At 70.1% G+C, this 20695-nt stretch carries 26 protein-coding genes and 1 tRNA gene; 11 read left to right on the top strand and 16 right to left on the bottom strand.

Annotated features, from left to right (window positions below; translation table 11 throughout):
* Positions 1-73 precede the first annotated feature (73 nt).
* From AB0Q90_RS16175 to AB0Q90_RS16160, 4 genes are all read left to right on the top strand, one after another.
* The gene (locus tag AB0Q90_RS16175) at positions 74-259 is read left to right on the top strand and encodes a hypothetical protein (RefSeq protein WP_363163341.1); all 186 of its coding nucleotides are present in this window, start codon (positions 74-76) and stop codon (positions 257-259) included.
* Between the two features lie 232 nt (positions 260-491).
* On the top strand, positions 492-1022 hold the full coding sequence (locus AB0Q90_RS16170; RefSeq protein ID WP_363163471.1) for a hypothetical protein: 531 nt from the start codon (positions 492-494) through the stop codon (positions 1020-1022).
* 56 nt (positions 1023-1078) lie between these two features.
* Complete coding sequence (gene tadA / locus AB0Q90_RS16165; RefSeq protein ID WP_363163342.1) at positions 1079-1510, top strand: tRNA adenosine(34) deaminase TadA; 432 nt, start codon at positions 1079-1081, stop codon at positions 1508-1510.
* Between the two features lie 45 nt (positions 1511-1555).
* A tRNA-Ser gene (locus tag AB0Q90_RS16160) sits at positions 1556-1640 on the top strand.
* 65 nt (positions 1641-1705) lie between these two features.
* On the opposite strand, the gene AB0Q90_RS16155 is transcribed toward AB0Q90_RS16160, so the two are convergent.
* The 16 genes from AB0Q90_RS16155 to AB0Q90_RS16080 form a co-directional block, all read right to left on the bottom strand.
* A complete protein-coding gene (locus AB0Q90_RS16155; RefSeq protein ID WP_365733230.1) occupies positions 1706-2299 on the bottom strand; it encodes a hypothetical protein in 594 nt (197 codons plus the stop codon).
* 94 nt (positions 2300-2393) lie between these two features.
* Complete coding sequence (locus AB0Q90_RS16150) at positions 2394-3680, bottom strand: site-specific integrase (RefSeq protein ID WP_363163344.1); 1287 nt, start codon at positions 3678-3680, stop codon at positions 2394-2396.
* 11 nt (positions 3681-3691) lie between these two features.
* Entirely contained in the window at positions 3692-3937 is a 246-nt protein-coding gene (locus AB0Q90_RS16145; protein ID WP_363163345.1) for an excisionase family DNA-binding protein, read from the bottom strand.
* A gap of 139 nt (positions 3938-4076) precedes the next feature.
* Positions 4077-5321: a DUF3631 domain-containing protein gene (locus AB0Q90_RS16140; protein WP_363163346.1), complete on the bottom strand. Its 1245-nt coding sequence runs from the start codon at positions 5319-5321 to the stop codon at positions 4077-4079.
* Between the two features lie 337 nt (positions 5322-5658).
* Entirely contained in the window at positions 5659-6597 is a 939-nt protein-coding gene (locus AB0Q90_RS16135) for a bifunctional DNA primase/polymerase (protein ID WP_363163347.1), read from the bottom strand.
* An 88-nt stretch (positions 6598-6685) separates the two neighbouring features.
* Positions 6686-7969, bottom strand: coding sequence for a DNA cytosine methyltransferase (locus AB0Q90_RS16130; RefSeq protein ID WP_363163348.1), 1284 nt, complete (start codon positions 7967-7969; stop codon positions 6686-6688).
* Positions 7970-8057: 88 nt separating this feature from the next.
* Positions 8058-8495 carry a single-stranded DNA-binding protein gene (gene ssb, locus AB0Q90_RS16125; RefSeq protein WP_363163349.1) on the bottom strand — a complete coding sequence of 146 codons (438 nt, stop codon included), beginning with the start codon at positions 8493-8495 and terminating at the stop codon, positions 8058-8060.
* 4 nt (positions 8496-8499) lie between these two features.
* Positions 8500-8670: a hypothetical protein gene (locus AB0Q90_RS16120; RefSeq protein ID WP_363163350.1), complete on the bottom strand. Its 171-nt coding sequence runs from the start codon at positions 8668-8670 to the stop codon at positions 8500-8502.
* Positions 8671-8689: 19 nt separating this feature from the next.
* Complete coding sequence (locus tag AB0Q90_RS16115) at positions 8690-9139, bottom strand: hypothetical protein (protein ID WP_363163351.1); 450 nt, start codon at positions 9137-9139, stop codon at positions 8690-8692.
* Positions 9140-9308: 169 nt separating this feature from the next.
* Positions 9309-11357, bottom strand: a complete 2049-nt coding sequence (gene traB, locus AB0Q90_RS16110; protein ID WP_363163472.1) for a plasmid transfer protein TraB — start codon at positions 11355-11357, stop codon at positions 9309-9311.
* 48 nt (positions 11358-11405) lie between these two features.
* Positions 11406-11936 carry a plasmid transfer protein TraA gene (gene traA / locus AB0Q90_RS16105; RefSeq protein WP_363163352.1) on the bottom strand — a complete coding sequence of 177 codons (531 nt, stop codon included), beginning with the start codon at positions 11934-11936 and terminating at the stop codon, positions 11406-11408.
* A 19-nt stretch (positions 11937-11955) separates the two neighbouring features.
* Positions 11956-12456, bottom strand: a complete 501-nt coding sequence (locus AB0Q90_RS16100; RefSeq protein ID WP_363163353.1) for a hypothetical protein — start codon at positions 12454-12456, stop codon at positions 11956-11958.
* Positions 12457-12657: 201 nt separating this feature from the next.
* Positions 12658-13677, bottom strand: coding sequence for a hypothetical protein (locus tag AB0Q90_RS16095; protein ID WP_363163354.1), 1020 nt, complete (start codon positions 13675-13677; stop codon positions 12658-12660).
* 4 nt (positions 13678-13681) lie between these two features.
* Positions 13682-14059 (bottom strand): RRQRL motif-containing zinc-binding protein, encoded by a 378-nt coding sequence (locus AB0Q90_RS16090; RefSeq protein ID WP_363163355.1) that lies wholly within the window; start codon positions 14057-14059, stop codon positions 13682-13684.
* The gene (locus AB0Q90_RS16085; protein ID WP_363163356.1) at positions 14059-14388 is read right to left on the bottom strand and encodes a hypothetical protein; all 330 of its coding nucleotides are present in this window, start codon (positions 14386-14388) and stop codon (positions 14059-14061) included. The genes AB0Q90_RS16090 and AB0Q90_RS16085 overlap by 1 nt, the downstream gene beginning before the upstream one ends.
* Positions 14385-14678 carry a hypothetical protein gene (locus AB0Q90_RS16080; protein ID WP_363163357.1) on the bottom strand — a complete coding sequence of 98 codons (294 nt, stop codon included), beginning with the start codon at positions 14676-14678 and terminating at the stop codon, positions 14385-14387. Before AB0Q90_RS16080 ends, AB0Q90_RS16085 begins: the two co-directional genes overlap by 4 nt.
* A 544-nt stretch (positions 14679-15222) precedes the next feature.
* Here AB0Q90_RS16080 and AB0Q90_RS16075 point away from each other — a divergent pair.
* The 7 genes from AB0Q90_RS16075 (at position 15223) to AB0Q90_RS16045 (ending at position 20688) form a co-directional block, all read left to right on the top strand.
* Positions 15223-16038, top strand: coding sequence for a GntR family transcriptional regulator (locus tag AB0Q90_RS16075; RefSeq protein WP_363163358.1), 816 nt, complete (start codon positions 15223-15225; stop codon positions 16036-16038).
* Complete coding sequence (locus AB0Q90_RS16070) at positions 16035-16700, top strand: YdcF family protein (protein WP_363163360.1); 666 nt, start codon at positions 16035-16037, stop codon at positions 16698-16700. Before AB0Q90_RS16075 ends, AB0Q90_RS16070 begins: the two co-directional genes overlap by 4 nt.
* Before the next feature lie 582 nt (positions 16701-17282).
* Positions 17283-17459: a hypothetical protein gene (locus AB0Q90_RS16065; protein WP_363163362.1), complete on the top strand. Its 177-nt coding sequence runs from the start codon at positions 17283-17285 to the stop codon at positions 17457-17459.
* On the top strand, positions 17459-17752 hold the full coding sequence (locus AB0Q90_RS16060) for a Dabb family protein (RefSeq protein WP_363163363.1): 294 nt from the start codon (positions 17459-17461) through the stop codon (positions 17750-17752). Before AB0Q90_RS16065 ends, AB0Q90_RS16060 begins: the two co-directional genes overlap by 1 nt.
* Positions 17753-17913: 161 nt before the next feature.
* A complete protein-coding gene (locus AB0Q90_RS16055; RefSeq protein ID WP_363163364.1) occupies positions 17914-18777 on the top strand; it encodes an RNA polymerase sigma factor SigF in 864 nt (287 codons plus the stop codon).
* 289 nt (positions 18778-19066) lie between these two features.
* Positions 19067-19957: an RNA polymerase sigma factor SigF gene (locus AB0Q90_RS16050; protein WP_188287671.1), complete on the top strand. Its 891-nt coding sequence runs from the start codon at positions 19067-19069 to the stop codon at positions 19955-19957.
* 59 nt (positions 19958-20016) lie between these two features.
* Complete coding sequence (locus AB0Q90_RS16045; RefSeq protein WP_363163365.1) at positions 20017-20688, top strand: hypothetical protein; 672 nt, start codon at positions 20017-20019, stop codon at positions 20686-20688.
* The last annotated feature ends 7 nt before the right edge of the window (positions 20689-20695 follow it).

Raw genomic sequence — 20695 nt, 5'->3', positions numbered from 1 at the left:
CGCAGCCTCCCTCGCTCTGGCATCAAACCGCCCATCAGAGGGAAAGTGGGAGGGACGTACTGGGGGTGTGCATATGCCTGACAGTGAGTCCCGCGAGGACCCCGCGCCGACGGAGAGCGACGCGGAACGACGCCGCCGCCGGGACCGGTTCCTGCGCGAACTGGCCGAGGCCCGCGAGCTGCGCAACCGCGTGCAGCCCCGCCGCGCCAAGGCGGCACGCCTGCGCCACGCCCTGCGCATGCGCACCTTCCGCTGGTAGGCCTTGGCGTGTTCTTGGACCGTCTGATGCGTGCGCCACGCCGACAGCCGCGTACGATCCCGCTGGTGGACGATCAAAACGGGCGGACACAGGGAGCCGAAGACGTCCCCTGAACGCTCCGTTTCTGCCACGATTCCGAGTGGGTGGGGCTCGGAGCCCGAGCTCTCCCCGCCCGCAACCTCCGCCGGGGGGACCCCCAACCGGCACGCCTATGACCAGTGGGAGAGTCACGGTGTACTTCGCCGCACTGCTCGCGCGCACCGAAGACGGGTGGGAAGCGAGCGACACAGAGCTCGACGATGTGGAGACCCTGTCGGATCTGGCCGACCTGGCCCGTGAAGCCTCTCCCGAGGACGACACGGTGCTGGTGCTCATCGAGCAGGAGGACGCCTGGTTCGGCGTCGTCCGGATCGACGGCGAGGACGACCCTCGTATCTACGTCTCGGACGCCGCCGCCGCTGCCCGCAGCAGCTACGGCGAGATCCTGCTCACCGACGAACTGCTCGGAAGGGAGCCCGGCGACGACAGCGCCGACCTGGACTCCCTCGACCTCGACGGCACGGAGGAGCCCGACGACGACTCCGACGACGACGGGGGCGGCGGCACCGCCGACGCGGTCCCGCACAGCCCGGTCGGCGACAGCGAGATCCTCGACGACCTGGGCGTCGGCGAGAAGGAGCTGAAGGCCCTGGACGCCGACGACGCGCTGGGCGCCATCGCCGAGGCGCTGGGCGCCGCGGAGGTCCTGGAGACCGTCCGCTGATCCCGAACACCACCGAGGGTCCACCGGACCCGGTACGCGACCGCTGGCGGGCCGCGATGCGGCTCGCCCTGGACGAGGCCGAACTGGCCGTCCGGGGCGGGGACGTCCCCGTCGGCGCCGTCGTGCTGTCCCCGGACGGCACGACCGTGCTCGGCGTCGGCCACAACGAGCGCGAGGCGACCGGCGATCCGACCGCGCACGCCGAGGTCCTCGCGCTCCGCAGGGCCGCGGCGAAGACCGGCGAGTGGCGGCTGGCCGGCTGCACGCTCGTCGTCACCCTGGAGCCGTGCACGATGTGTGCGGGCGCCCTCGTGCAGTCCCGGGTGGACCGGGTCGTCTACGGCGCCCGCGACGAGAAGGCGGGCGCGGCCGGGTCCCTGTGGGACGTCGTACGGGACCGGCGGCTCAACCACCGGCCCGAGGTGATCGAGGGCGTGCTCGCCGAGGAGTGCGCCCGGCTCCTCACCGAGTTCTTCCGCTCCCGCTGAATACCGATTTCAGAGCACGCCGCACCTTGCTGTAAGGTCTCCCTCGGTAGCGTGTCCGAGCGGCCGAAGGAGCTCGCCTCGAAAGCGAGTGTGGCGCAAGTCACCGAGGGTTCAAATCCCTCCGCTACCGCAGGTAAACGAAGGGCCCGGTCCATTGGACCGGGCCCTTCGTGCTGCTCCGTCTCAGTTTCCGTCTCAGTTGGGGCGCGGGACGGCGCCATTGCTCTGCAATGACTCGCTCACAGCATCAATCAGGTCGCTGTGTGCACCTCCGAGGGTGTGCCTCTGCTGTTCCTCGCGCGCCCGCCACCCAGCCCTGGTTTCGTCGGTCGCCGTGATGATGCCGTCGACCCACTCCTGAATCCCTTCGTTGTAGTTCTCGATCAACTGCCAGAGCTCACGTGCCGCCTGATGCACCCCGGTGGGGCCGAGGAGACGGAGGGGAAAGTAAGCCCCTCGAATCTCGTTCATGCTCGCGTTATAGGCGCTCCAGAGATCGGCTGATGCCTCGATCTTCAGGTCGAACATGCGCGTGACGTTGGATGCCGCAATGGTGAACCTGTCGTACGCCTCAAGCATGAGGACCGCCGCACGCTTCCTCTCGTCCCGCAACCAGTGGTCGTGCTGAGCACGCTCCTGGGTTCGTGCCTGTTCGATCGTCGCGCGCGCCGTGGTCTCGGCGCCCATACGCGCCCCACGGACCGCAGCCAGTCCGCCCAGGGCTGCGCCACCAAGCGCCCCAACCAGTCCGACCCCCGCCGTCACTAACGCCACAAGTCCTTCGTCCATGTCGGCAGGATGCGCGGCCGGAGAGCGGATGCGCACGAGCTTCGGCAGGTTGGGCCGCACCCCTCATTCGAGGAACTGCGGCCCACGGATGCCTCTAACCAGCCCTCACGAGCATCCCCGCGGACCCGTCGTCATCATCGTCCGGGCGGTCGTCGCCCGACTTCCAGATGAGTCCGTCGACCTGGCGCGCAACGTCGTTCCGGACCGTATCGACCATGTGCTGATACCGCGCGGCCATGGCAGTTGAGGACCAACCCATGAGCCCCATCACGGCCCGTTCGGAGACTCCGAGGATCAGCAGGACCGTGGCGGCAGTGTGGCGGGCGTCGTGGAGGCGGCCGTCCCGCACCTTGGCGTCTTCGAGCAGTTCCTTCCAGTCGTCGTAGTCCGTGCGGGGGGATGTACCCCGACCGGTCGGTGTCGCGAAGAGCCAGCCTTCGTCGGTCCAGTCGGCGCCGGCCGCCGTGCGTTCGGCGTCCTGCTTGGCCTGGTGGACCCTGAGCAGGTCAACGAGCTGTGCGGGCAAGCCGACCGCGCGCCGCCCCGCGCGGGACTTGGTGTCGGCCGTCTCGGGGTTCGTCCGCTGACGCTGGGGGCAGTAGCCGGGCTTCCGCCCGCAGGTGTCTCCGCACCCATGGGCGTAGCGCGGGCGGCGGCGGCTCCGGCGGACCATCAGCACGCCCCGCTCAAGTTCCACGTCCGACCACTTGAGGCCCAGCGCCTCCCCCTGCCGGAGTCCGAGCGCGAGCGCCACGGCCCAGCGTGCGGAGTTTCGGCGACTGTCGGCGGCCTGCAACAGGCGCTGCACCTCTGCGACGGTGTAGGGCTCCACTTCCTCCTCGCGGATGCGAGGCGCCCTGGCGAGTTGGACGGGGTTCCGGCCCAAGTGACCGCGTCGTACCGCCTCGTTCAGCGCGGTGCGGAAGGTGCGGTGGATCTGGTGGATCGTTCCGGCCTTACGGCCGTCGGCCTGCATCTTCCCGTAGAAGCGCTCGATGTGCTCCGGCCTGAGCTTGTCGAGGCGGTGAGCACCGAGGGCGGGGATCAGGTGCTTTCGGACGGCTACGCCGTAGCCGACCATGGTGTTCTCGTTCACCGCGAGGGGCGCGATGGTCTCCACCCAGTGGGTCAGCCACGTCTTGACCGTCCAGGGCTTGCCTGGCTTGGCAAGGGTCTTAGCGTCGCGCTGCTTCTCCAGGTCTCGGACGGCGGCGGTCACCTCGGCTCGGGTCTTGCGCTCGACATGGCGCCGGTCCGGGGTGCCGTCGTCGCGGATGCCGACGGTCACGCGGCCATGCCATTTGCCGTCACTGCCCTGGTAGATGGACGACCGGCCGTTGGGCTGTCGGGTGCGCTTGTTGTTGTTCTTCTCTTCTGCCACTTACGTGCTCCTCAGGCGGCGGACGCGGTGGTGGGGCGGTGCTGCTGGCGGAGGCGGGTGACGAACGCGGGTACGGCGTCGGCGGGCACCCTGCGGAGGTGGCCGACGGTGACGGACTCCAGCTCTCCGGAGCTGATGAGCCGGTAGCAGACGGTTCGACCGATCTGGAGGCGGCGGGCAGCTTCCTCGACGGTCAGGAGAACGAGGGTGGGGTCGACGTCCAGGGCCTCGGCGAGTTGGCGCACGGCCGTGCTCATACGGCTGGCTCTCCTTCGGCTTGCGGTGGTGGGGGCAAGCCCCTTTCTGGGAATCCGCTACATCCGCTACATCCGCTACAGCGCAGGTCAGGGGCCTGTTTCGTGTAGCGGATGGGCGGGATGTAGCCGATAGATGCCGCTACGCGGTGCGGTCGGCGGTAGCGGCTTGGGGGTGGATGTAGCGGATGCCGGGTAGCTCTTCCGCTACGGATTCACCGCCGTTGACCTGCGGCGTAGCGGATGTAGCGGATGTAGCGGACTCCTCCGGGGGGAGGGGGCAGTAGCGCAGCCACGCGTCCGCGAGATCTTCGGCGTAGTAGCCCTTCGGTACGCCCCGGGCGGTGCGGATGGACCGGGGCCGGATGGGCTCGTTGTTCACGGTGACGTAGTCCCCGAGCATCTTCGACAGCGTCCGGGCGTTCAGCAGCTTGCCGTTGCCGTCCATGTCGGCCCACGGGGCGTCGTCGATCTCGTGGAGGACTTCGAGGATGGCGGCCGTGGGCATCCGCTCGGCTCCGCAGAACACCTTGTCGCGCAGGTCTGTCAGGAGCTGGATGCCCAGGGACGCCTTGTCCTGGCCGTTGGCGGCATGGATGAGTTCGACGCATGCGGCGCGGGCCCGTTCGGGCCAGTTGCCGCCGGCCGCGTCGGCAACAGCGAGCAGCGGTTCCCACACGTCCGCGGACCGGTCGGTGACGCCCTCGGGCAACTCCGGCCAGGCTTCGGCAACCTGCTTGCGGATGCTGTCGGCCCACTTGGCCAGTCGGTCACGCAGGGCGTGTCCCTCGCGCTCGTGGATGCGCTCGCGGTAGCCCTCCACCTTCTCGTTCGGTGCGCGCTTACGCATGCGGATGATGACCGAGCGAGTCAGGATCGTGTCCGGCAGGGAACCGAGTCCAGCCATAGCCACAGCGCAGAACGCGGAGAAGAACTGTGGGGTCTGGCTCTCACCGACACAGCGCAGGGCCTTGCCGCTGCGCCGGTAGCCGGAGTTGAGGAACCCACGGACGGGTTCGTTGTCGCCTGCCTTCGGGCCGAACACAGTGTCGATCTCGTCGAAGAGCAGCGTGGGGCGCCCCTCGGTCGCTTCGACCAGCCGGAACAAGGAGTTGGCGGAGGCGTTGACGGTGGTCATCGCGTGGGGGGTGAGGGTCTCCACGATCTCCAGCGCGCGGGACTTGCCGGATCCCGGCTCCGGGGAGAGGAACGCGATGCGTGGGGTGGTGTCGAAGCAGTCGACCAAGTGGGCGTGAGCGTCCCACAGCGTGACGGCGACGTAGGCGGCTTCCCGGGGGAAGACGTTGAAGCGGCGGTGGAACGCTTCGACCTCATCGAGCAGTGCCGCGCCGTCGATGGACGACGCGGGCGCATTGGTGCTGGTCATGCGGCGTTCCTCCTTTCCTGTGCGGGGGCGGTGCGGTGGGGGCAGTGGCCGACGCGGACGCGGGTGGTCAGTTCACTGACGGCGGCGCGGCCCTCGGCGCGTTCGTGGTGTCCGCAGGAGCACAGCCAGTCGGCTACGGGCGGGTGCGTGAACCGGACGTGGAGACCCGGCCAGATGCCGGTGATGATGACCGTGTCGGTGTTGTCGGGAGGAAGAGCTGAAAGGACGGCCTGACGGCCGTCGTCTTTCGTGCCACGGCCACTGTCGGGGGCGGCCGGAGCCGGGCACGGTCGGCCCGACGCGGTGGGAGCGGGCGTTTCACCCCCGCGGTGGGGGCTCATGCGGTCTCCCGAGGGCGGCAGGTGCGAATCGACCAGTCCAGGGCGCTGCGGATGGTGGTCCGGCACTCGCCGGCCGGTAGTCCGGCCGCCTCCCCGGCGGCCTGAAACGCAGCCTCGACCGTGTTCCGGGGGATCTCGCCCCAAGCGATGAACCGTCCCATGGCGCGGGCGCTGGCCAACAGCTGGTTGTTCCGGCCGCCCTCCGGGCCTCCGGCCTCAGGGGTATCCCGGACCACGGCCGTCTCGCGGTTCAGCGCCACCTCCGCGCGGCGAGTGGCCTGTCCCGGGATCAGGAGCGGGGCGAGCACCGCGGCTGGGGTGGGCTGCGCCTGGCAGTGGTGCACGAGCCAGCCGGGCAGATCGGCCACGGGCGCGTCGTCGGCCACCTCGTAGGTGCCCTGCGGGGTGGTGCTGCCCGCAGCGACGACGTTGCCGCCCCAGGCGCGGGTGTCCACGTGAGGGGCCACGGTTCCCGCGGTGTTGTGCAGGCGGGTGCCGGGCAGGGCGGTGAAGTACAGGTGCATGCCGCCGGAGGGCGTCCGCACCGTGTAGGTGGTCGGCCAGGACTCTCCGGCGCGCTCGCAGAGCGCCGCAAAGGTCGTCGCGCCGTCAGGCGCGTCCGAACTGCCCTTCCCGTTCTTCTCCTTGGGTACGTCCAGGTCGACGACGACCAGGCCGGAGGGCCCGGTGGCGATGCCGACGTTGAACGCGCCCGCGGTCCAGGCGGCGCGGATGCGGTCGGGGTCGGTGGTGGCGCGCTGTTCCCACTTCACGTGGCCGTCGGCGCAGTCGCCGGTGTGCGGACATGCGCGCTCGCCGTGCAGGGCGGATGCCTTGCCGCCGGGGCGGAGCGGGTGGACGTACCAGCCATGGGCGGCGGCCGTCAGAGCGGCGGTGAGCAGGTGTGCTCGCCGCGTGGCGGTGCGATGGGTCATGCTGGATGCCTCCAACAGGTCTGTTGTGGACTGGTTGGCCGGGGCGACCGCGTGTCTTTGGCGAGAGGTGCGGTCGCCCCGGGCGTCTTCAGGCGATGTCCAGGGCGAGCTGGGACGGGCCGGAGTCCACCGCTTCCGATGCGGCGGCGAGCAGCGTGTGGTAGGCGAGAAAGGCCTGGTGGATGACCACACCGTTGCCGAGGATCTTGAGCTGGTCGGGGCGGGAGAGGCCCAGGTCGGTGCCGGTCACCCAGCCGGGGTCGGCGCCCATCATCCATTCCACGAACGCCGGGGACAGGCGGCGGTTGCCCTTGGTGCCCGGCTCGGTCGGCTCCGGCGCGGGCCGTCCCAGCACCTGCTCCCAGCGGCGGACGGCGGGCCCGTAGTCGGTGCCGTTGGTGGCCACCCAGCGGGAGCCGTCGGTCAGGTCGCGGGCCAGGTACTCGATCGAGGGGCGCGAGCTCGCACGCGTCGAGGCGGACCGGTTGCGGCCGTAGCGGGAGGCGGTCGGGGTGGGCAGCAGGTTGACCACCACCTCGTTCAGCGGACGGGAGTTGGTCTCCAGCAGGTTGGAGGCTCCGGACTTCCAGTCGCGTGCCGTGGGGGTGGGCAGCAGCGTGACGGCGGTGCGCAGGTTCATGCCGCCCTGGCGCTTGGGGGAGGTGCCGGGGCCGCCGGTGCCGTCGGCGGCGGCCGGGGTGGGCAGCAGCCTCAGCCGTCCGCCGGCGGTGGCAGCAAGAAGACCACTTCGTCCTCCAGCGTCGGCCCGTGCCCCCCGGCTTTGCGCTTGTCCGGGTGCTGCGGTCCCCCGTTCCGCCCGAGCTGGGAGGTGGGGGTCTTCAGCAGCGGGATAGGCGACGGCGAACCACCGGTCGCGCCGGTGGCAGGCTCCGACCTCGGGATCTCCAGCGCGTAGGCACATCCACCGCGCGTCGTACCCGATCGCGGCCAGGTCGGCGGCGACGACGTCGAGTCCCCGGCTGCGCAGGGCGGCGACGTTTTCCAGGAAGACGAGGCGGGGTCGTAGTACGCGAACGGCGCTGGCGATGGTTTTCCACAAGCCTGATCGGTCACCGGCGATCCCTCCCCGAGGTCCGGCGTTGGAGATGTCCTGGCACGGGAAGCCGGCGGTCAGCGCCGCCGGACGCGGGACCTCGGCGGCAAGCGCCGCCCAGTCGACCGCGGTGATGTCGCCCAGGTTGCGGGCGCGAGGCAGGCGGGCCGCCAGTAACCGGGAGGCGGCCGGGTCCTTCTCGGCGACCACGGTCGTGGGCAGGCCGGTGACGGCTTCCACGGCCAGGTCCAGCGCACCGGACCCGGTGCACAGGCTGATGTTGCCGTCCTCCGACGGCGCGAGGGCATGTTGGGTCATGCTCGATGCCTCCAACAGGTCTGTTGTGGACTGGTTGGCCGGGGCGACCGCGTGTCTTTGGCGAGAGGTGCGGTCGCCCCGGGCGGATCTAGAAGGGGACCTTGGCGGTCTTGCCGTCGGTGGCCCACGGGTCGCCGGAGGTGTCGGCGGTGCCGTTGCCGCGCTTGCCGTTGATCGTGACGGTGGTGAAGCGGAGCGAGGCTCCGATGTCGTCGACCTCCACGGCGAGCATGGAGCGGTTCTCGCCCTCCGGGGTCTTCCAGTCGTGCTGCCGGATCCGGCCGGACAGCACCACCCGCGAGCCCTTCGTCAGGGAGTCGGCCACGTGCTCGGCGAGCGCGCGCCAGGCGGCGCAGCGGAAGAACGTGGACGTGCCGTCCTTCCACTGGTTGGACTCGCGGTCGAAGGTGCGCGGGGTGGAGGCGACCGTGAAGCGGGCCAAAGCCTGGCCGGAGTCGGTGACCTTCACTTCGGGGTCGGCGGTCAGGTTGCCGATGATGGTGATCGGGGTCTCTCCGAACGACATGTGATCACTCGCTTTCGGGTGTGGTGGGCCGGTGGTCGGCGGTGAAGTACAGGCGGGTGCGCTTGGTGTCGCGGGTGGGGTACTGGCGTGCCGGGCCGGTGTCGAACGCGGCGGCCAGGGTCTGGCTGACGCGGTCGGCGTCGTCCGGCTCGCAGATGACGCGGATCTCGAACACGGCGCTCCTCTTGGGGTGTTCAGCCGTGGAAGTGGCTGCGCTTGATGACGGCCTTGCGGATGTTGACCGTGGTCCCGCACCCGCCGGAGTGGCGCGTGCCGAAGAGCTGCACGGCGATGAAGCCGCCGAAGATGACCGCGGCGAGGGTGATGAGCTGGGTGATGAACGCGGTCAGGGCCGCGATGAACGAGGTGAGCAGGACCAGTCCGCCGCACACCGCGCCGAACCCGATGCCCCCGAGTGCGATGTTCACTGCCGTCCGGGAGACCGGCGGCCCGGCGGGAGCCGGGGCGGGGGAGGGTGCGGGGGTGAGGGTGTAGCCGGTGACGACGCGGCCGTCGGGCAGCACGATGGACTGCACGGCCGGCGCCGGGCCCGGCTGCACCGGCACCAGGGGCGCGGCGGGCAGGGGCGCGAGCGGCTGCGGGTGGTGGACCTCGACGGCCGTCGGCCGGTCGGGATGGGTCATGAAGGGTTCCTCCAGACGGTCCGCGGGCCCGCGCCACGAGTGTGAGGCGGGCCCGCGGGCGGGTGTTACGAGCAGGTGTTAGGCAGCGTGATCGGGCGCTGTTAGGGCGGGTAACACGTGCGTTTGCCTAGGGGTTTGGGTGTTAGGCGGCCGTAACGCGTTACGGGTGTCAGGCGGCCGTGAGGGCGGGCACGATGCGCCACCGGCCGGCGGTGTTGGTCGCATCCAGCCGCCCTTCCTCCGCGGCTTCCTTCAACCGCAGGGACACCCAGGAGCGGGAGAGGTGGTGCCGGTCGCACCAGTCCATGAAGTCCTTCGGGCCGACGATCATCTGACCGTCTGCCTCGAACTCCGCGAGCGCGTCGGCGAACAGCCGGCGGGCCTCCTCCGGGGACGGCTTGCGGCCCGTCTCCTGCCCGAAGATCGGGACGTCGTCGCCCTCCTCCCCCGCGGGGAGTTCGGCCTCGGGGTCGATACCGGCGTCTTCCGGGTCGACCAGGAGCCCGCCGTCGTCCATGCCGTCCTCCTCCGCGACGACGCGGAGTGCCGTCGGCTCTTCGGTGGTGCCGTTGGCGGGTGTGCGGCCGGTGTAGGCGCGGCCGGCCACGCTGGCGACCGCACCGGCGGTGACCGGGTCCGCAACCGCGCCGTTGTGCTGGGCCCACGCGGCGAGGCGTTCCATGACGGGCACGGCCCGCAGGGTGAAGCGGCGGGTGCGGCCCGGGGAGGGGTAGCGTGCCTCATCGATGCCCGGCGAGACCACGTAGCAGTAGCCGGGCCGGCGGTTGCCCCACGCGCCGGGGTGAGCCCCGGCGTCAATGACCGTCTCGGGAAGGGAGAAGTCCTCATCCCGCGGATCGCAGCCGAGCGCGATCACGGACGGCAGGGAGGCGCGGGTGGAGGTGGACATCTGGTCGTACGACGGTCGCTGAAGCGACACGATCAGGGAGACACCCGCGGAGCGTGCCTCCTGCGCAATGCCGGTGAACGCGTCGTCGCCCAGCGCCCGGAGGGTGTTGGCGGCCTCCTCGAACCAGGTGACCAGGAACGGCATCCCCGCGCAGCCGCACGCCCGACCGTCGGCGCGGCAGGTGTGCGCCGGGTCGTTCTGCACCTCGGCCGCGGCGCGGACCCACTGGCGGTAGCCGTGGGATCCGAGCCAGCGGGTGCGGGCGGGGATGACGGTCTCGACGGCGGCCACCATCACCTCTGTCGGGGTGCCGCCCTCTGCTGCCCAGTCGATGCCCGGCAGCAGGGTGCGGAAGTCCTGGAACATCTTCGGGTCGGACAGCCACAGCAGGACGTCCCGCCGGGAGAGGATCTCGGTCTGGAGGTTGAGGGCGGCGTCGCCCTTGCCGGATCCGGTGCCGCCCGCGATCAGCACGTGGGTGGCGTTGCGGCCCTCCTCCGGATCACCCGGCAGCCACAGCAGGAGCGGGGCGCCGTCGTCGTACCGGCCGATGACCAGTGGATCGGCGATCGAACCCCCGAGGTTGGAGGGACCCTCCCATTCGACCGTCTCGGACAGCATGTCCTCGGGGACGATGACCAGGTCACCGCGGCGCGCGGAGTCCGGGTCGGGCGAGTAGCGCACGGCGGACGTCGGCAGGTCCAGCGCGGATGCGATCCGCGCCAGCGCCTTGGTCACGTCGTCGTTGGTCTGCTCCCCCGGCTCCAGCGCGATCGGCGCGGTGACCCGGTTGGGCTCCACCTTCGCCGCGCCGATCTGCGCCCGCGCCAGCCCCACCTTCGCCAGCAGGCCACCATCCGCGCCGCCCTCGCCGGCGTCTTCGGGGTTGTGGCGCAGCACCATGCGCACGTTCCACGACAGGGCCACCACGGGCCCGCCCATCAGGAACAGGTCGTCGACCGGCCCGGCCGTCGGTCCGGCCAGGCAGGCGGCGGTCACCCACGCCGACCCGGCGGCCACGGTCACCGCGGAGTGCAGACGGCGCCCCTTGGTGGTGGACTTGCCCATCAGCCACGTGCCGCCACTCAGCGCCACCGACGCCAGCGTCAGCCCGACGCCGGCCGCGGCGCTCTCGCCCCACCGCCAGTTGCCCAGCGCCCCGGCCAGCCCGGTCCCCGTCCAGCCGAGCCACGGCGGCAGGTGCGGCTTGGCCCGGTGCAGCAGGTACGCCCCGACGCCGCCACCCGAGTCGCGCGGGTAGAGCGGCTCGTCATAGGTGGCCACGAGCCCACCCCCCAGGTGGTCCATGCGGGTACGGGTGCGCTGGTTCCTCATTGCGGCCATCGCCGTACCTCCTTACTGCTGGGCCCAGTTCATGACCGGCTGCGCCGGTTTGCGGGCACGGTGACGGACACGGTTGATCTCTTCCTCGAACTCCTGCTGGAAGGTCCCGTAGCAGGCGGCGGCGTTCTTCGCGGCGCTGCGCAGCGCGCTCTCGGCGCGGCGCAGCTTGCGGGCCACCTTCGCCGCACGCACCCGGGAGCCGAACGCCTTGCCTTCCGGGTCCGGCACGGTCGCCAGGACGGCGTTGAGGATCTCAGCGGCCATGCCGACCTCGATGGACAGCGCCACCCCGGCCGCCCGCAGCGTGTTGCAGTAATTGCGGACCTGCGCCGGAGAGTTGAACTCCGGCGCGGGCAGCAGGGAACGACCCTGCCCGCCACCGGCACCGACGTTCTTGGACCGGTTGATGTTGATGTTGATCGGCGGAATGAGCGAGCCCCCCAGCCCGCCCACGAAACCCCCGGCGGCGGCACCGGCGTTGGTGAACTTGTTGCCCTTGTTGCCCGCGCCGTTCCCACCGCTGTTGCGCCTCTGATTTGCCATCAGACGATCTCCCCTCGGGTCAGTACGTGCGACGGACGACGAGCCATGCGCTCTGGGCAACCAGCAGCATCAGCAGCCAGACCAGGGGCAGCGATCCGGCGAACGGCGAGAGCGCCGCGGCCAGCGCCACCCACACGCCGGCGAGCGTGGCCAGGACAGCCAGGCCGATGCGCCACGCCAGCGTGGCCGCGCGGGCGGGCCGACGGCGCTGGATGATCGCAAGCCACAGCGCCGGGCCCGCGGCCAGCGGCGCGAGCAGCAGCCCCGACCACCAGGCCAGCAGGTGCAACAGCGCCGTCACCACCAGCGCCAGCAGCGCGAGACCGGTCGGGGCGAGCGCGTGACGGCCGCTCCACAGCGCCCGCCCCAGGAAGCCGAGCGCCTCCCGGGTCAGCGAGGGACGTTCGGGGACGACGACCACAAACGGCTGAGCGGAACGGCGCCCGCGCTGACGCGGGAGACGGACGGTGTGGACACCCACGGCCGTCTTCACGCCGCGGGAACGAGTACGACTGGACACAGCAGAACTCCTTGATGGGAGGGGTGGTTGAGGGTGCTGTGCGGGTCAGCTCTCCGGGCCTGCGCCGGGTCTGCGAACGTGCCGCTCGCCGGGGCTCACCGGGTCTGCTTCACTGGTTGCGTCGACTGCTTCCGGCAGTCGCAACGAGGGCCAGCCCAATTCCCGTGGGCTGGCCCTCATTGATGTGTGCCGGACGCCGCTCTACGGCTGTGCGTCCTCCGCGTCGATCAGCGCGGCGTACGCCTTGCGCACCCGCTCTTCCTTCGCCGAGAAGCCCGCCGCGCGGTACGCGGCCAGGGCCTTGCGGTAGGACAGCGGGGGGTTCTCGGAGTGGCGCAGCCACCGCAGCACGACGGTGAGCTGTTCCTCGCTCAGCGGCTCGCCCGGCTCGGGGGGCTCCACGCCGGCCACGGCCGCCACCTGAGCAAGCCCCGCCCAGTCCAGCGGGGTGTGTCCCGAACTCTGCGAGCCGGTCAGTTCCGGCGCCGGGGACACAGGGCCCACCTGCGGGGACACAGGGGACACACCCAGGGACACGGGGGACACACCCCCGTCCGACCACTGGCCCAGCACCCGGGCCAGATCCTCATCCGAGAACAGCGCCGGAACCTCCTCGGGGGAGTCGGTAGCCGGGTGCTCGGTGGTGAGCTTCGTCAGCTTCTCGGCCGCCTCGTGGCGCACCTTGTGCGCCTTGCCGCGGGCCTTGCGCTCCTCCCGCTCCAACACGGCGGCCGTCGTGTGCCGGTCGGCCTTGGCGCGGGTGACCGCGCGGCCGATCGCGACCTGGTCCCGCGTCGCGCTGCGCACCGCGTCGATCTGCGCCTGCGCTGCGGGGGAGATCCGGGTGGCCTCCCGTTCCACGGCCATGATGAGCGTGGCCTTGGCAGCGGCCGGAACCACCGCGCCGATGACCGCGACGACCGGTGACGCGTACAGCAGGCCGTGGGTGAACAGCACGCCGACCGAGGTGACCAGGAACAGCCACCCCAGCGTGGCGGGCAGCGTCGCCTTGGAACCCTGCCGGCGGTGCGCGGTCTCCATAGCCAGCGCGTACAGCCACACCGCGTCATAGATCCCGGCCACGGTGTAGGCGAGCGGCTCCGGGGCCTGATGGGCGAGGATCTCTCCCACCGCGTACACGGTCCAGCCCAGGGACAGGCCGGTGAGGCCGACCGGCAGACTCCAGTGCACTGCCTTCCGGGCGGTTTCCTTCCAGTCCATGTGATCACTCCTTGTTCTGGTCGTCGGGGTAGGCGCAGGGGACGCAAACCCCGAGGGATGCGGGGATGACGTATCCGGCGTCCTGGCGGCACTGCGGGCAGGTCCGGCGCGCTTGCATCGCGCACGCCAGCGCCCGGCGCTTTGCTGGGGTCATGGGCCGGACCGGCTTGGCCTTGTCGAGCCGGTAGAGGTAGGCGACAAGCGGCCCGCGCCGGTACCGCGGCCGGAGTATCTGGCCGGCGATCGGCTGACCTCCGGGGCGCAGGCCGCGGGCCCGTAACTGCCGTTTGGTCGCGAGTCCATCGGGCGCGCACTGCCACGGCCATGTGGGGATGCCGAGCCGGGCGCCGTTCGGGTCGAAGCACTTGCCCCACGTGGTCATCAGGCTGATGCCCCGGACAGCGCCGGGGCGGGAACCTCGGCAAAGCCGGTCAGTTCGAGCGTGGCTCCCGCGTACTCGACAGACGCCTTAAGGACGCGAGTGTGCTCCCCGTTCTGCATGCCGTGCGTCACGGCGTCTGGGGCGATACCCAGCGCCTCACGCCACGACTCGAACGCGTCCAAACCGTCGTGGAAACTCAGCTTGAGCCGATTGGGGAAGATGTCGCTCACGTTCACCACCGGCGCCGGCAGATGCCCGAAGTCCAGGGCCAGCAGGCGAAGCGCCCGCAGTGCCACGGCCAGGTCATCGAGCGTCAGAGCCTCGCTCATGCTGCAACCCCCCGACGCGCCGGACGGCGGCGGGCGGGGCGGACCAGCGGAACCACGTTGAACAGGTCCGGATGCTCCTCGACCACCCGCGCAGCAAGACGGATCAAGGCGTCCGGGAGGGTGGCGTACTCGGGGTCGGCCAGGATGTCCCGCGCCGCGTCCAGACGGGCCGCGCGCTCCTCCTCGCTCTCGCCCTCCACCCCGAGCCACAGTTCCGGCGGGGTACCCAGCGCCAGTTCCGCGAACTCGGCCGCGGTGACGGCCTCACGGCCAGCAACGATGCACTTCATAGGACGTCTCTCCTCACGGTGGAACGGTCCGAACGCAGCCGCCGGGGACTGCTTGCCGTTGGAGCGGTACATCCGGCTCCCCGCACTCCCGCCCGTACGACCACCGCGCTCAGCGCGGAACGGACAGGCGGGAGAGGCAGCCGGCCGCAACGCCATGCGCTGCGAGACCGAAGTGGACCGGGCTTGTCATGCGGGCACCGCCGGCCGGTCCGGAGCGGCAGCGCCCTAGGTATGTCGTCGGTTCACACCGACCTCCCGCAGATCGCAGGGACAAAGCGGCGCGGCTCCATGCCGCGCAGTCCGTCTTTTCGACTCGGGGAGACGGGGCCCACCTATGCAGTTCTCAAGGAACGACCAGCTCAGGGCCCCAACCGCACGAGCGATCCCGAACCGACAAGCCACCGGAGGAAGCCCAAAGAAGGACCCCTTCGACTCGCTGTCCTAGGACTGCGAGCGGCCTGAGATGAGAATGCACCGCAGTCCTAGGACTGTCAACAGTCCTAGGACTGTGTGCTTCACTGGGAGCTGTCGAGAGGAGTTCCGCGTGGCACCGAAGGCGCCAAAGTGGCGGGAACTGGCAGACCGGTTTGGTGAGCAGATCAGGAACGGCGACTACGACCCGGGCGAGCAGCTACCGCAGATCCGGGAGCTTGTGGAGGCCGGCGAGGGCTCGAAGGAAACGGTCCACCGGGCGTACAAGGCTCTGGAAGCCGAGGGTCTCGTCACCATGACTCGCGGCCACGGCACGGTCGTACGCCCGAAAGCACCGCTCAAGCGACTTGGTATCGCGCGGTACGACAAGGCCAAGTGGCGGGACAGCGACGAAGTGGCGTTCATCGCGGACCGCGTGGCGTCCGGCCGCTCGTACCGCCGGAACGAGCAGACCCAGACGGTCAGCCGAGTGAAGGCGCCGGCGGTCGTAGCCGCCGCGCACGGCTTGCCCGAAGGGGCCGACGTGTATGCGCGGGCGCGGCTGGTCAAGGAAGGCGCGCAGCCGACCCACACCCTGACCAGCTACTACCGGCCCGAACACGTCGAAGGCACCCGCATCGTCGACCCGACTCCGGGCCCCGCCGGGCGCGGCGGCGGATTCCGCGTCCTGTACGACGCCGGATACGAGATCGACCACATGACCGAGGAATTGTTCGCGCGCGTGCCCACGCCTGAAGAAGCTCAGCTCCTCCAGCTCGCGCCGGGTGAGTGGGTCGTGGAATTGCACCGCACAACGCGCACGGCAGACGGGACCGTGGTTGAGTTCGCCATCGGGGTACACGCGGCGACGCGGTTCGCATGGTCGTACGACTTCAAGGTGCCCGACTCGGCGAATACGGAGACGGAAACGGAGAGCGAGGGCAAGTGATCTCGGCTCAGGCGTGGGCGGACACTCAGCGACTCTGGGACTTCCAGCAGATGGGGCATGAACCGCGCCCGTGCTCCGTCGCCATCGGTCTCGGCAGTCACGATCTGGGGGTGGCCGACACCACGGCGGACCTCTACCACCAGGGCATGGCTCCGCTGATCGTCTTCACCGGGGCGACCAGCCGCACGACTCGCGAGCGGATGCCGCGCGGCGAAGCTGAGCACTACCGCGAGCGCGCGATGGAGCTGGGGGTTCCCGAGCGAGCCATCCTTGTCGAGCCGAACGCCCGGAACACGGGCGAGAACATCCGCTTCTCCCGCGCGCTCCTCGAAGAGCGGCACGTACCCGCCTCGTCCGTCCTCCTGGTCAGCAAGCCCTACGAGGAACGGCGCGCGTACGCGACCGCTCGGAAGCTGTGGCCCGACGTCGAATGGGTGTGCGCCTCCACCCCCATGACGCTTCCCGACTACGTCGACTCGATCGGGGACGCGCGTCTCGTCGTCGACATGCTGGTGGGCGCTCAGCAGCGCCTCACGATCTACCCCCGACAGGGGTTCATGATCGAGCAAGAGATTCCCGACTACATCAAGGCCGCGTACGAGCGGCTCCGCGACCACGGATTCACGAGCCGACTCGTGCCGGAAACCGCAGATCAGGCCTGATGGGGCGCTGGGCACTCCGTCTCAGTTTCCGTCTCATTCACCCCCGTCCAAAGCCGTCCACGGCGGTTCACGCGGCGGGCGGAAGTATGGGAATGAACGGGCCTGAACAACCCTGGATCATGCCCTGACCAGCACGAACAGACCTCGAAAGCGAGTGTGGCGCAAGTCACCGAGGGTTCAAATCCCTCCGCTACCGCTTGAGAAGGGCCCCGTCGAAAGACGGGGCCCTTTGTGCGTTCCGGGGGCGATCTTTGTGCGTTCCGAGTGCGGTCGGGAAGGCGAGGGACGGGGGAAGCGGCCTCGGGGGACAAGCCGCTTCCCCCGGTGGGGACGGGACCCTCAAGCACGCGCCGCGTACGGGGGTGACCGGCGGCGCGTGCCCCGCAGTGGGGTCCGTCCCGGCCCCGTGGACTCCTGCCGGGTCCGCCGGGGCGTGTCTCCATCCTCCGCCCCGCGGCGGCCCGCGCGGCCCGGCAAAAGGCCTCGGCCCGCGGGCCGTTGGTCCCTAAAAATCGCGTGAAGGTTACACTCGCCGCCGGCAACAGGGGGCCCTTGGGGCACAACAGGCACAGGGAGGCCGCGGTGGCGGTGAATTCGAAGAAGATCGCCGTCTATGCGCTCGTGGTCTTCGTGCTCTACCTGATCATCACGGACCCGGCAAAGGCCGCCGACTACGTGCAGATAGGGTTCGAGGGCATATCGGACGCCGCCAAGTCCATCGGCGACTTCATGACATGGATCGCCAACGGAGGAGAGTAATGATCCGCCACCTGGTCCTCTTCAAGCTCAACGAGGGCGTCGAGCGCGACGACCCGCGGGTCGCGGAGGGTGAGAAGGCCTTCCAGGCCCTCGACGGCAAGATCCCCGAGATCCGCTTCTGGGAGCTCGGCTGGAACCTCAGCGACCGGCCCATCGCCTACGACTACGCGATCAACTCCGCGTTCGAGGACGCCGAGTCCCTGCGCCGGTACGTGGAACACCCCGAGCACCAGGCGGGCGTCGCGCTGTGGCGCGAGTTCGCCACGTGGGTGATCGCCGACTACGAGTTCTGAGCCACCGCGGCTCTCCGAGTCACCGCGGCACGCGGCCCTCCGCCGGAACGGCGGGGGGCTTTTCTGCGTCTTATGCCACAACTTGCCCCTCAACACGGCGTAACACAGCGATATGCGGTGCTTGCACACAGTGCACATGTCTTGTGATGCTATGACCGCTTTTGACGGATGAGTTGACCGATGAAGAGGTGGCGTTGACCGTGTCGGCCAGTACTGCGCCGCCCCAGGAAGTCACGGAGACCCCGGCAGCCGCGCCGCGCAGCCGCGGAGCGGACACCAGGGCGCTCACACAGGTGCTCTTCGCCCAGCTCAAGGAGCTCCGCCCGGGCACTCCGGAGCACTACCGGGTGCGCGGGGCGCTCATCGAGGCCAACCTCCCGCTCGTGCGCTACGCGGCCGCCCGCTTCCGCTCCCGCAACGAGCCGATGGAGGACGTGATCCAGGTCGGCACCATCGGGCTGATCAACGCCATCGACCGCTTCGACCCGGACCGGGGTGTGCAGTTCCCGACGTTCGCGATGCCGACGGTCGTCGGCGAGATCAAGCGGTACTTCCGTGACAACGTCCGCACGGTCCACGTACCGCGCCGGCTGCACGAGCTGTGGGTGCAGGTCAACAGCGCGACCGAGGACCTCACCACGTCCTTCGGGCGCTCCCCGACGACCGCCGAGATCGCCGAGCGTCTGCGCATCAGCGAGGAGGAGGTGCTGTCCTGCATCGAGGCCGGACGGTCGTACCACGCCACCTCGCTGGAGGCCGCACAGGAGGGCGACGGGCTGCCCGGGCTGCTGGACCGGCTCGGCTACGAGGACCCCGCGCTGGACGGGGTGGAGCACCGCGATCTGGTCCGCCATCTGCTGGTCCAACTCCCGGAACGCGAACAGCGAATTCTGCTGCTGCGCTACTACAGCAATCTCACCCAGTCGCAGATCAGTGCGGAACTCGGCGTCTCCCAGATGCATGTATCGCGGCTACTCGCGCGTAGCTTCCAGCGGTTGCGGTCGGCGAACCGGATCGACGCCTGAGTGAGGCTTGAGCGGGGCTGTACCGAATACACGAACGATAGGTAACCGCGGCGAGCGAATCGCTCACCAGGGCGCTTCCCGACAGTTTCGCGCCGAAAAACCGTCAGACCCCTTGTTTCCAGGGCGGATTCGCGTCTTACATGTCGACATGTCACTACAGCGTGTTGCCGACATGTGACATTCTGCGGGAAGCGCGTTTGCCGTGGCCTCGGCTCCGGTATTCAGGTGAAGGCTGACGTTCCTCGACGGAGCGTTCGCCGCGACCGTCCCGCGACCCAGAGGGGGTGGCATGTCCGCAGACCAGGGCAGCTCGAAGGTGCTCACGCTCACGAAGAGCGAGGCTGCGCCCGCGCTCGACGACGACGTAACGGCCCTTGTCGAGGCCGCGCCGACCCCCGCCCTTCCGGCGACCGGCGGAGCCATCGACACCCGCACCCTGTCCCGCTCCCTGTTCCTGCGGCTCGCCGCCCTCGACGAGGACAGCCCCGAGCGTGTGTACGTCCGGGACACCCTGATCGAGCTCAACCTCCCGCTCGTGCGCTACGCGGCGGCTCGCTTCCGCTCCCGCAACGAGCCGATGGAGGACATCGTCCAGGTCGGCACCATCGGCCTGATCAAGGCGATCGACCGCTTCGACTGCGAACGGGGCGTGGAATTCCCGACGTTCGCGATGCCGACGGTCGTGGGCGAGATCAAGCGGTTCTTCCGCGACACGTCCTGGTCGGTGCGCGTCCCGCGCCGCCTTCAGGAGCTGCGCCTGGCGCTGACGAAGGCCAGTGACGAGCTCTCCCAGAAGCTGGACCGCTCGCCCACGGTGACCGAACTCGCCGCGGTGCTGGGCGTGTCCGAGGAGGACGTCGTCGACGGCCTCGCGGTCGGCAACGCGTACACGGCGTCCTCGCTGGACTCCCCGGCCCCCGAGGACGACGGCGGCGAGGGCTCCCTCGCGGACCGCCTCGGCTACGAGGACACCGCCCTGGAGGGCGTGGAGTACCGCGAGTCCCTCAAGCCGCTGCTGGCCAAACTCCCGCCCCGCGAGCGGCGGATCATCATGCTGCGCTTCTTCGCCAACATGACGCAGTCGCAGATCGGCGAGGAGGTCGGCATCTCGCAGATGCACGTCTCCCGGCTGCTGACGAGGACGCTGGCGCAGCTGCGCGAGGGCCTGATCTCGGACTGAGGACGTCCGAGGTCTTCCGAGGTCTTCACTTCTGACATTGCGTCAGCCACCATGGCGCGATGCTTCGGGCGACGACATGGACACATGGCCGCAGAGGCGCCACGGCCGGCGCCTCGGCGGCCGTCGTGTGTCTGGGCGCGGTGCTGGTCGCGTGCGGGGCCGGCGGGAGCGGTGAGGGCTACGTGGCCGTCGGGGCGCCGGGTGGCATGTCGGCGGGGGTGGTGGCGCCGACGGGTGGGGTGACGCTGGTGCCGCTGGACGAGGCGATGGCGGAGGAGCGGGGGAGCGAGGATCCGAAGTCCCCTGCGCAGAGGGTCACTTCACCGCCGCACGCCCCGAGCGCGACGCCGCGCGAACTCCCGAAGTCGGGCCGTACGCCGACGACTTCACCGCCGCCACCAAGCCCCACCCGTACCACCGCCTCCCCCGCCGCCCTGTCCTGGTCGGCTCCGAAGCGGGAGGCGGCCGACGAGCGGTGGTGCGAGAAGGTCACGCTCGTGTTCGACAACTCCGGGGGAAGTCCGGTGCGTTCGGGGACGGTGACCTTCGGGACGCACATCATCGGCGCGCTCGGTGTCGACTGGGGGACGGTGGAGTCGACCGAGGAACTCCCGGCGCCGATCGAGTCCGGCGCACGGAAGGAGAAGACCTGGACGGTCTGCGTCGACGCGTGGCGCGTGCCGCTGGGCATGCACGTCGAGACGCGGGACGTGTCCGTCCAGTGGGAGTGAGCGGCGC

It is taken from the genome of Streptomyces sp. NPDC079141 (genome assembly GCF_040686775.1).
GTDB lineage: Bacteria > Actinomycetota > Actinomycetes > Streptomycetales > Streptomycetaceae > Streptomyces.
The sequence above is the reverse complement of the archived record's forward strand: the minus strand, read 5'-3'. Positions and strand labels throughout refer to the sequence as shown.

Coding starts and splice junctions, on each gene's coding strand:
- AB0Q90_RS16175 (WP_363163341.1), top strand. CDS start 74: ATGCCTGACAGTGAGTCCCGCGAGGACCCCGCGCCGACGGAGAGCGAC.
- tadA (WP_363163342.1), top strand. CDS start 1,079: ATGCGGCTCGCCCTGGACGAGGCCGAACTGGCCGTCCGGGGCGGGGAC.
- AB0Q90_RS16155 (WP_365733230.1), bottom strand. CDS start 2,299: ATGGACGAAGGACTTGTGGCGTTAGTGACGGCGGGGGTCGGACTGGTT.
- AB0Q90_RS16145 (WP_363163345.1), bottom strand. CDS start 3,937: ATGAGCACGGCCGTGCGCCAACTCGCCGAGGCCCTGGACGTCGACCCC.
- AB0Q90_RS16140 (WP_363163346.1), bottom strand. CDS start 5,321: ATGACCAGCACCAATGCGCCCGCGTCGTCCATCGACGGCGCGGCACTG.
- AB0Q90_RS16135 (WP_363163347.1), bottom strand. CDS start 6,597: ATGACCCATCGCACCGCCACGCGGCGAGCACACCTGCTCACCGCCGCT.
- AB0Q90_RS16130 (WP_363163348.1), bottom strand. CDS start 7,969: ATGACCCAACATGCCCTCGCGCCGTCGGAGGACGGCAACATCAGCCTG.
- ssb (WP_363163349.1), bottom strand. CDS start 8,495: ATGTCGTTCGGAGAGACCCCGATCACCATCATCGGCAACCTGACCGCC.
- AB0Q90_RS16115 (WP_363163351.1), bottom strand. CDS start 9,139: ATGACCCATCCCGACCGGCCGACGGCCGTCGAGGTCCACCACCCGCAG.
- traB (WP_363163472.1), bottom strand. CDS start 11,357: ATGGACCACCTGGGGGGTGGGCTCGTGGCCACCTATGACGAGCCGCTC.
- traA (WP_363163352.1), bottom strand. CDS start 11,936: ATGGCAAATCAGAGGCGCAACAGCGGTGGGAACGGCGCGGGCAACAAG.
- AB0Q90_RS16095 (WP_363163354.1), bottom strand. CDS start 13,677: ATGGACTGGAAGGAAACCGCCCGGAAGGCAGTGCACTGGAGTCTGCCG.
- AB0Q90_RS16090 (WP_363163355.1), bottom strand. CDS start 14,059: ATGACCACGTGGGGCAAGTGCTTCGACCCGAACGGCGCCCGGCTCGGC.
- AB0Q90_RS16085 (WP_363163356.1), bottom strand. CDS start 14,388: ATGAGCGAGGCTCTGACGCTCGATGACCTGGCCGTGGCACTGCGGGCG.
- AB0Q90_RS16080 (WP_363163357.1), bottom strand. CDS start 14,678: ATGAAGTGCATCGTTGCTGGCCGTGAGGCCGTCACCGCGGCCGAGTTC.
- AB0Q90_RS16060 (WP_363163363.1), top strand. CDS start 17,459: ATGATCCGCCACCTGGTCCTCTTCAAGCTCAACGAGGGCGTCGAGCGC.
- AB0Q90_RS16050 (WP_188287671.1), top strand. CDS start 19,067: ATGTCCGCAGACCAGGGCAGCTCGAAGGTGCTCACGCTCACGAAGAGC.
- AB0Q90_RS16045 (WP_363163365.1), top strand. CDS start 20,017: ATGCTTCGGGCGACGACATGGACACATGGCCGCAGAGGCGCCACGGCC.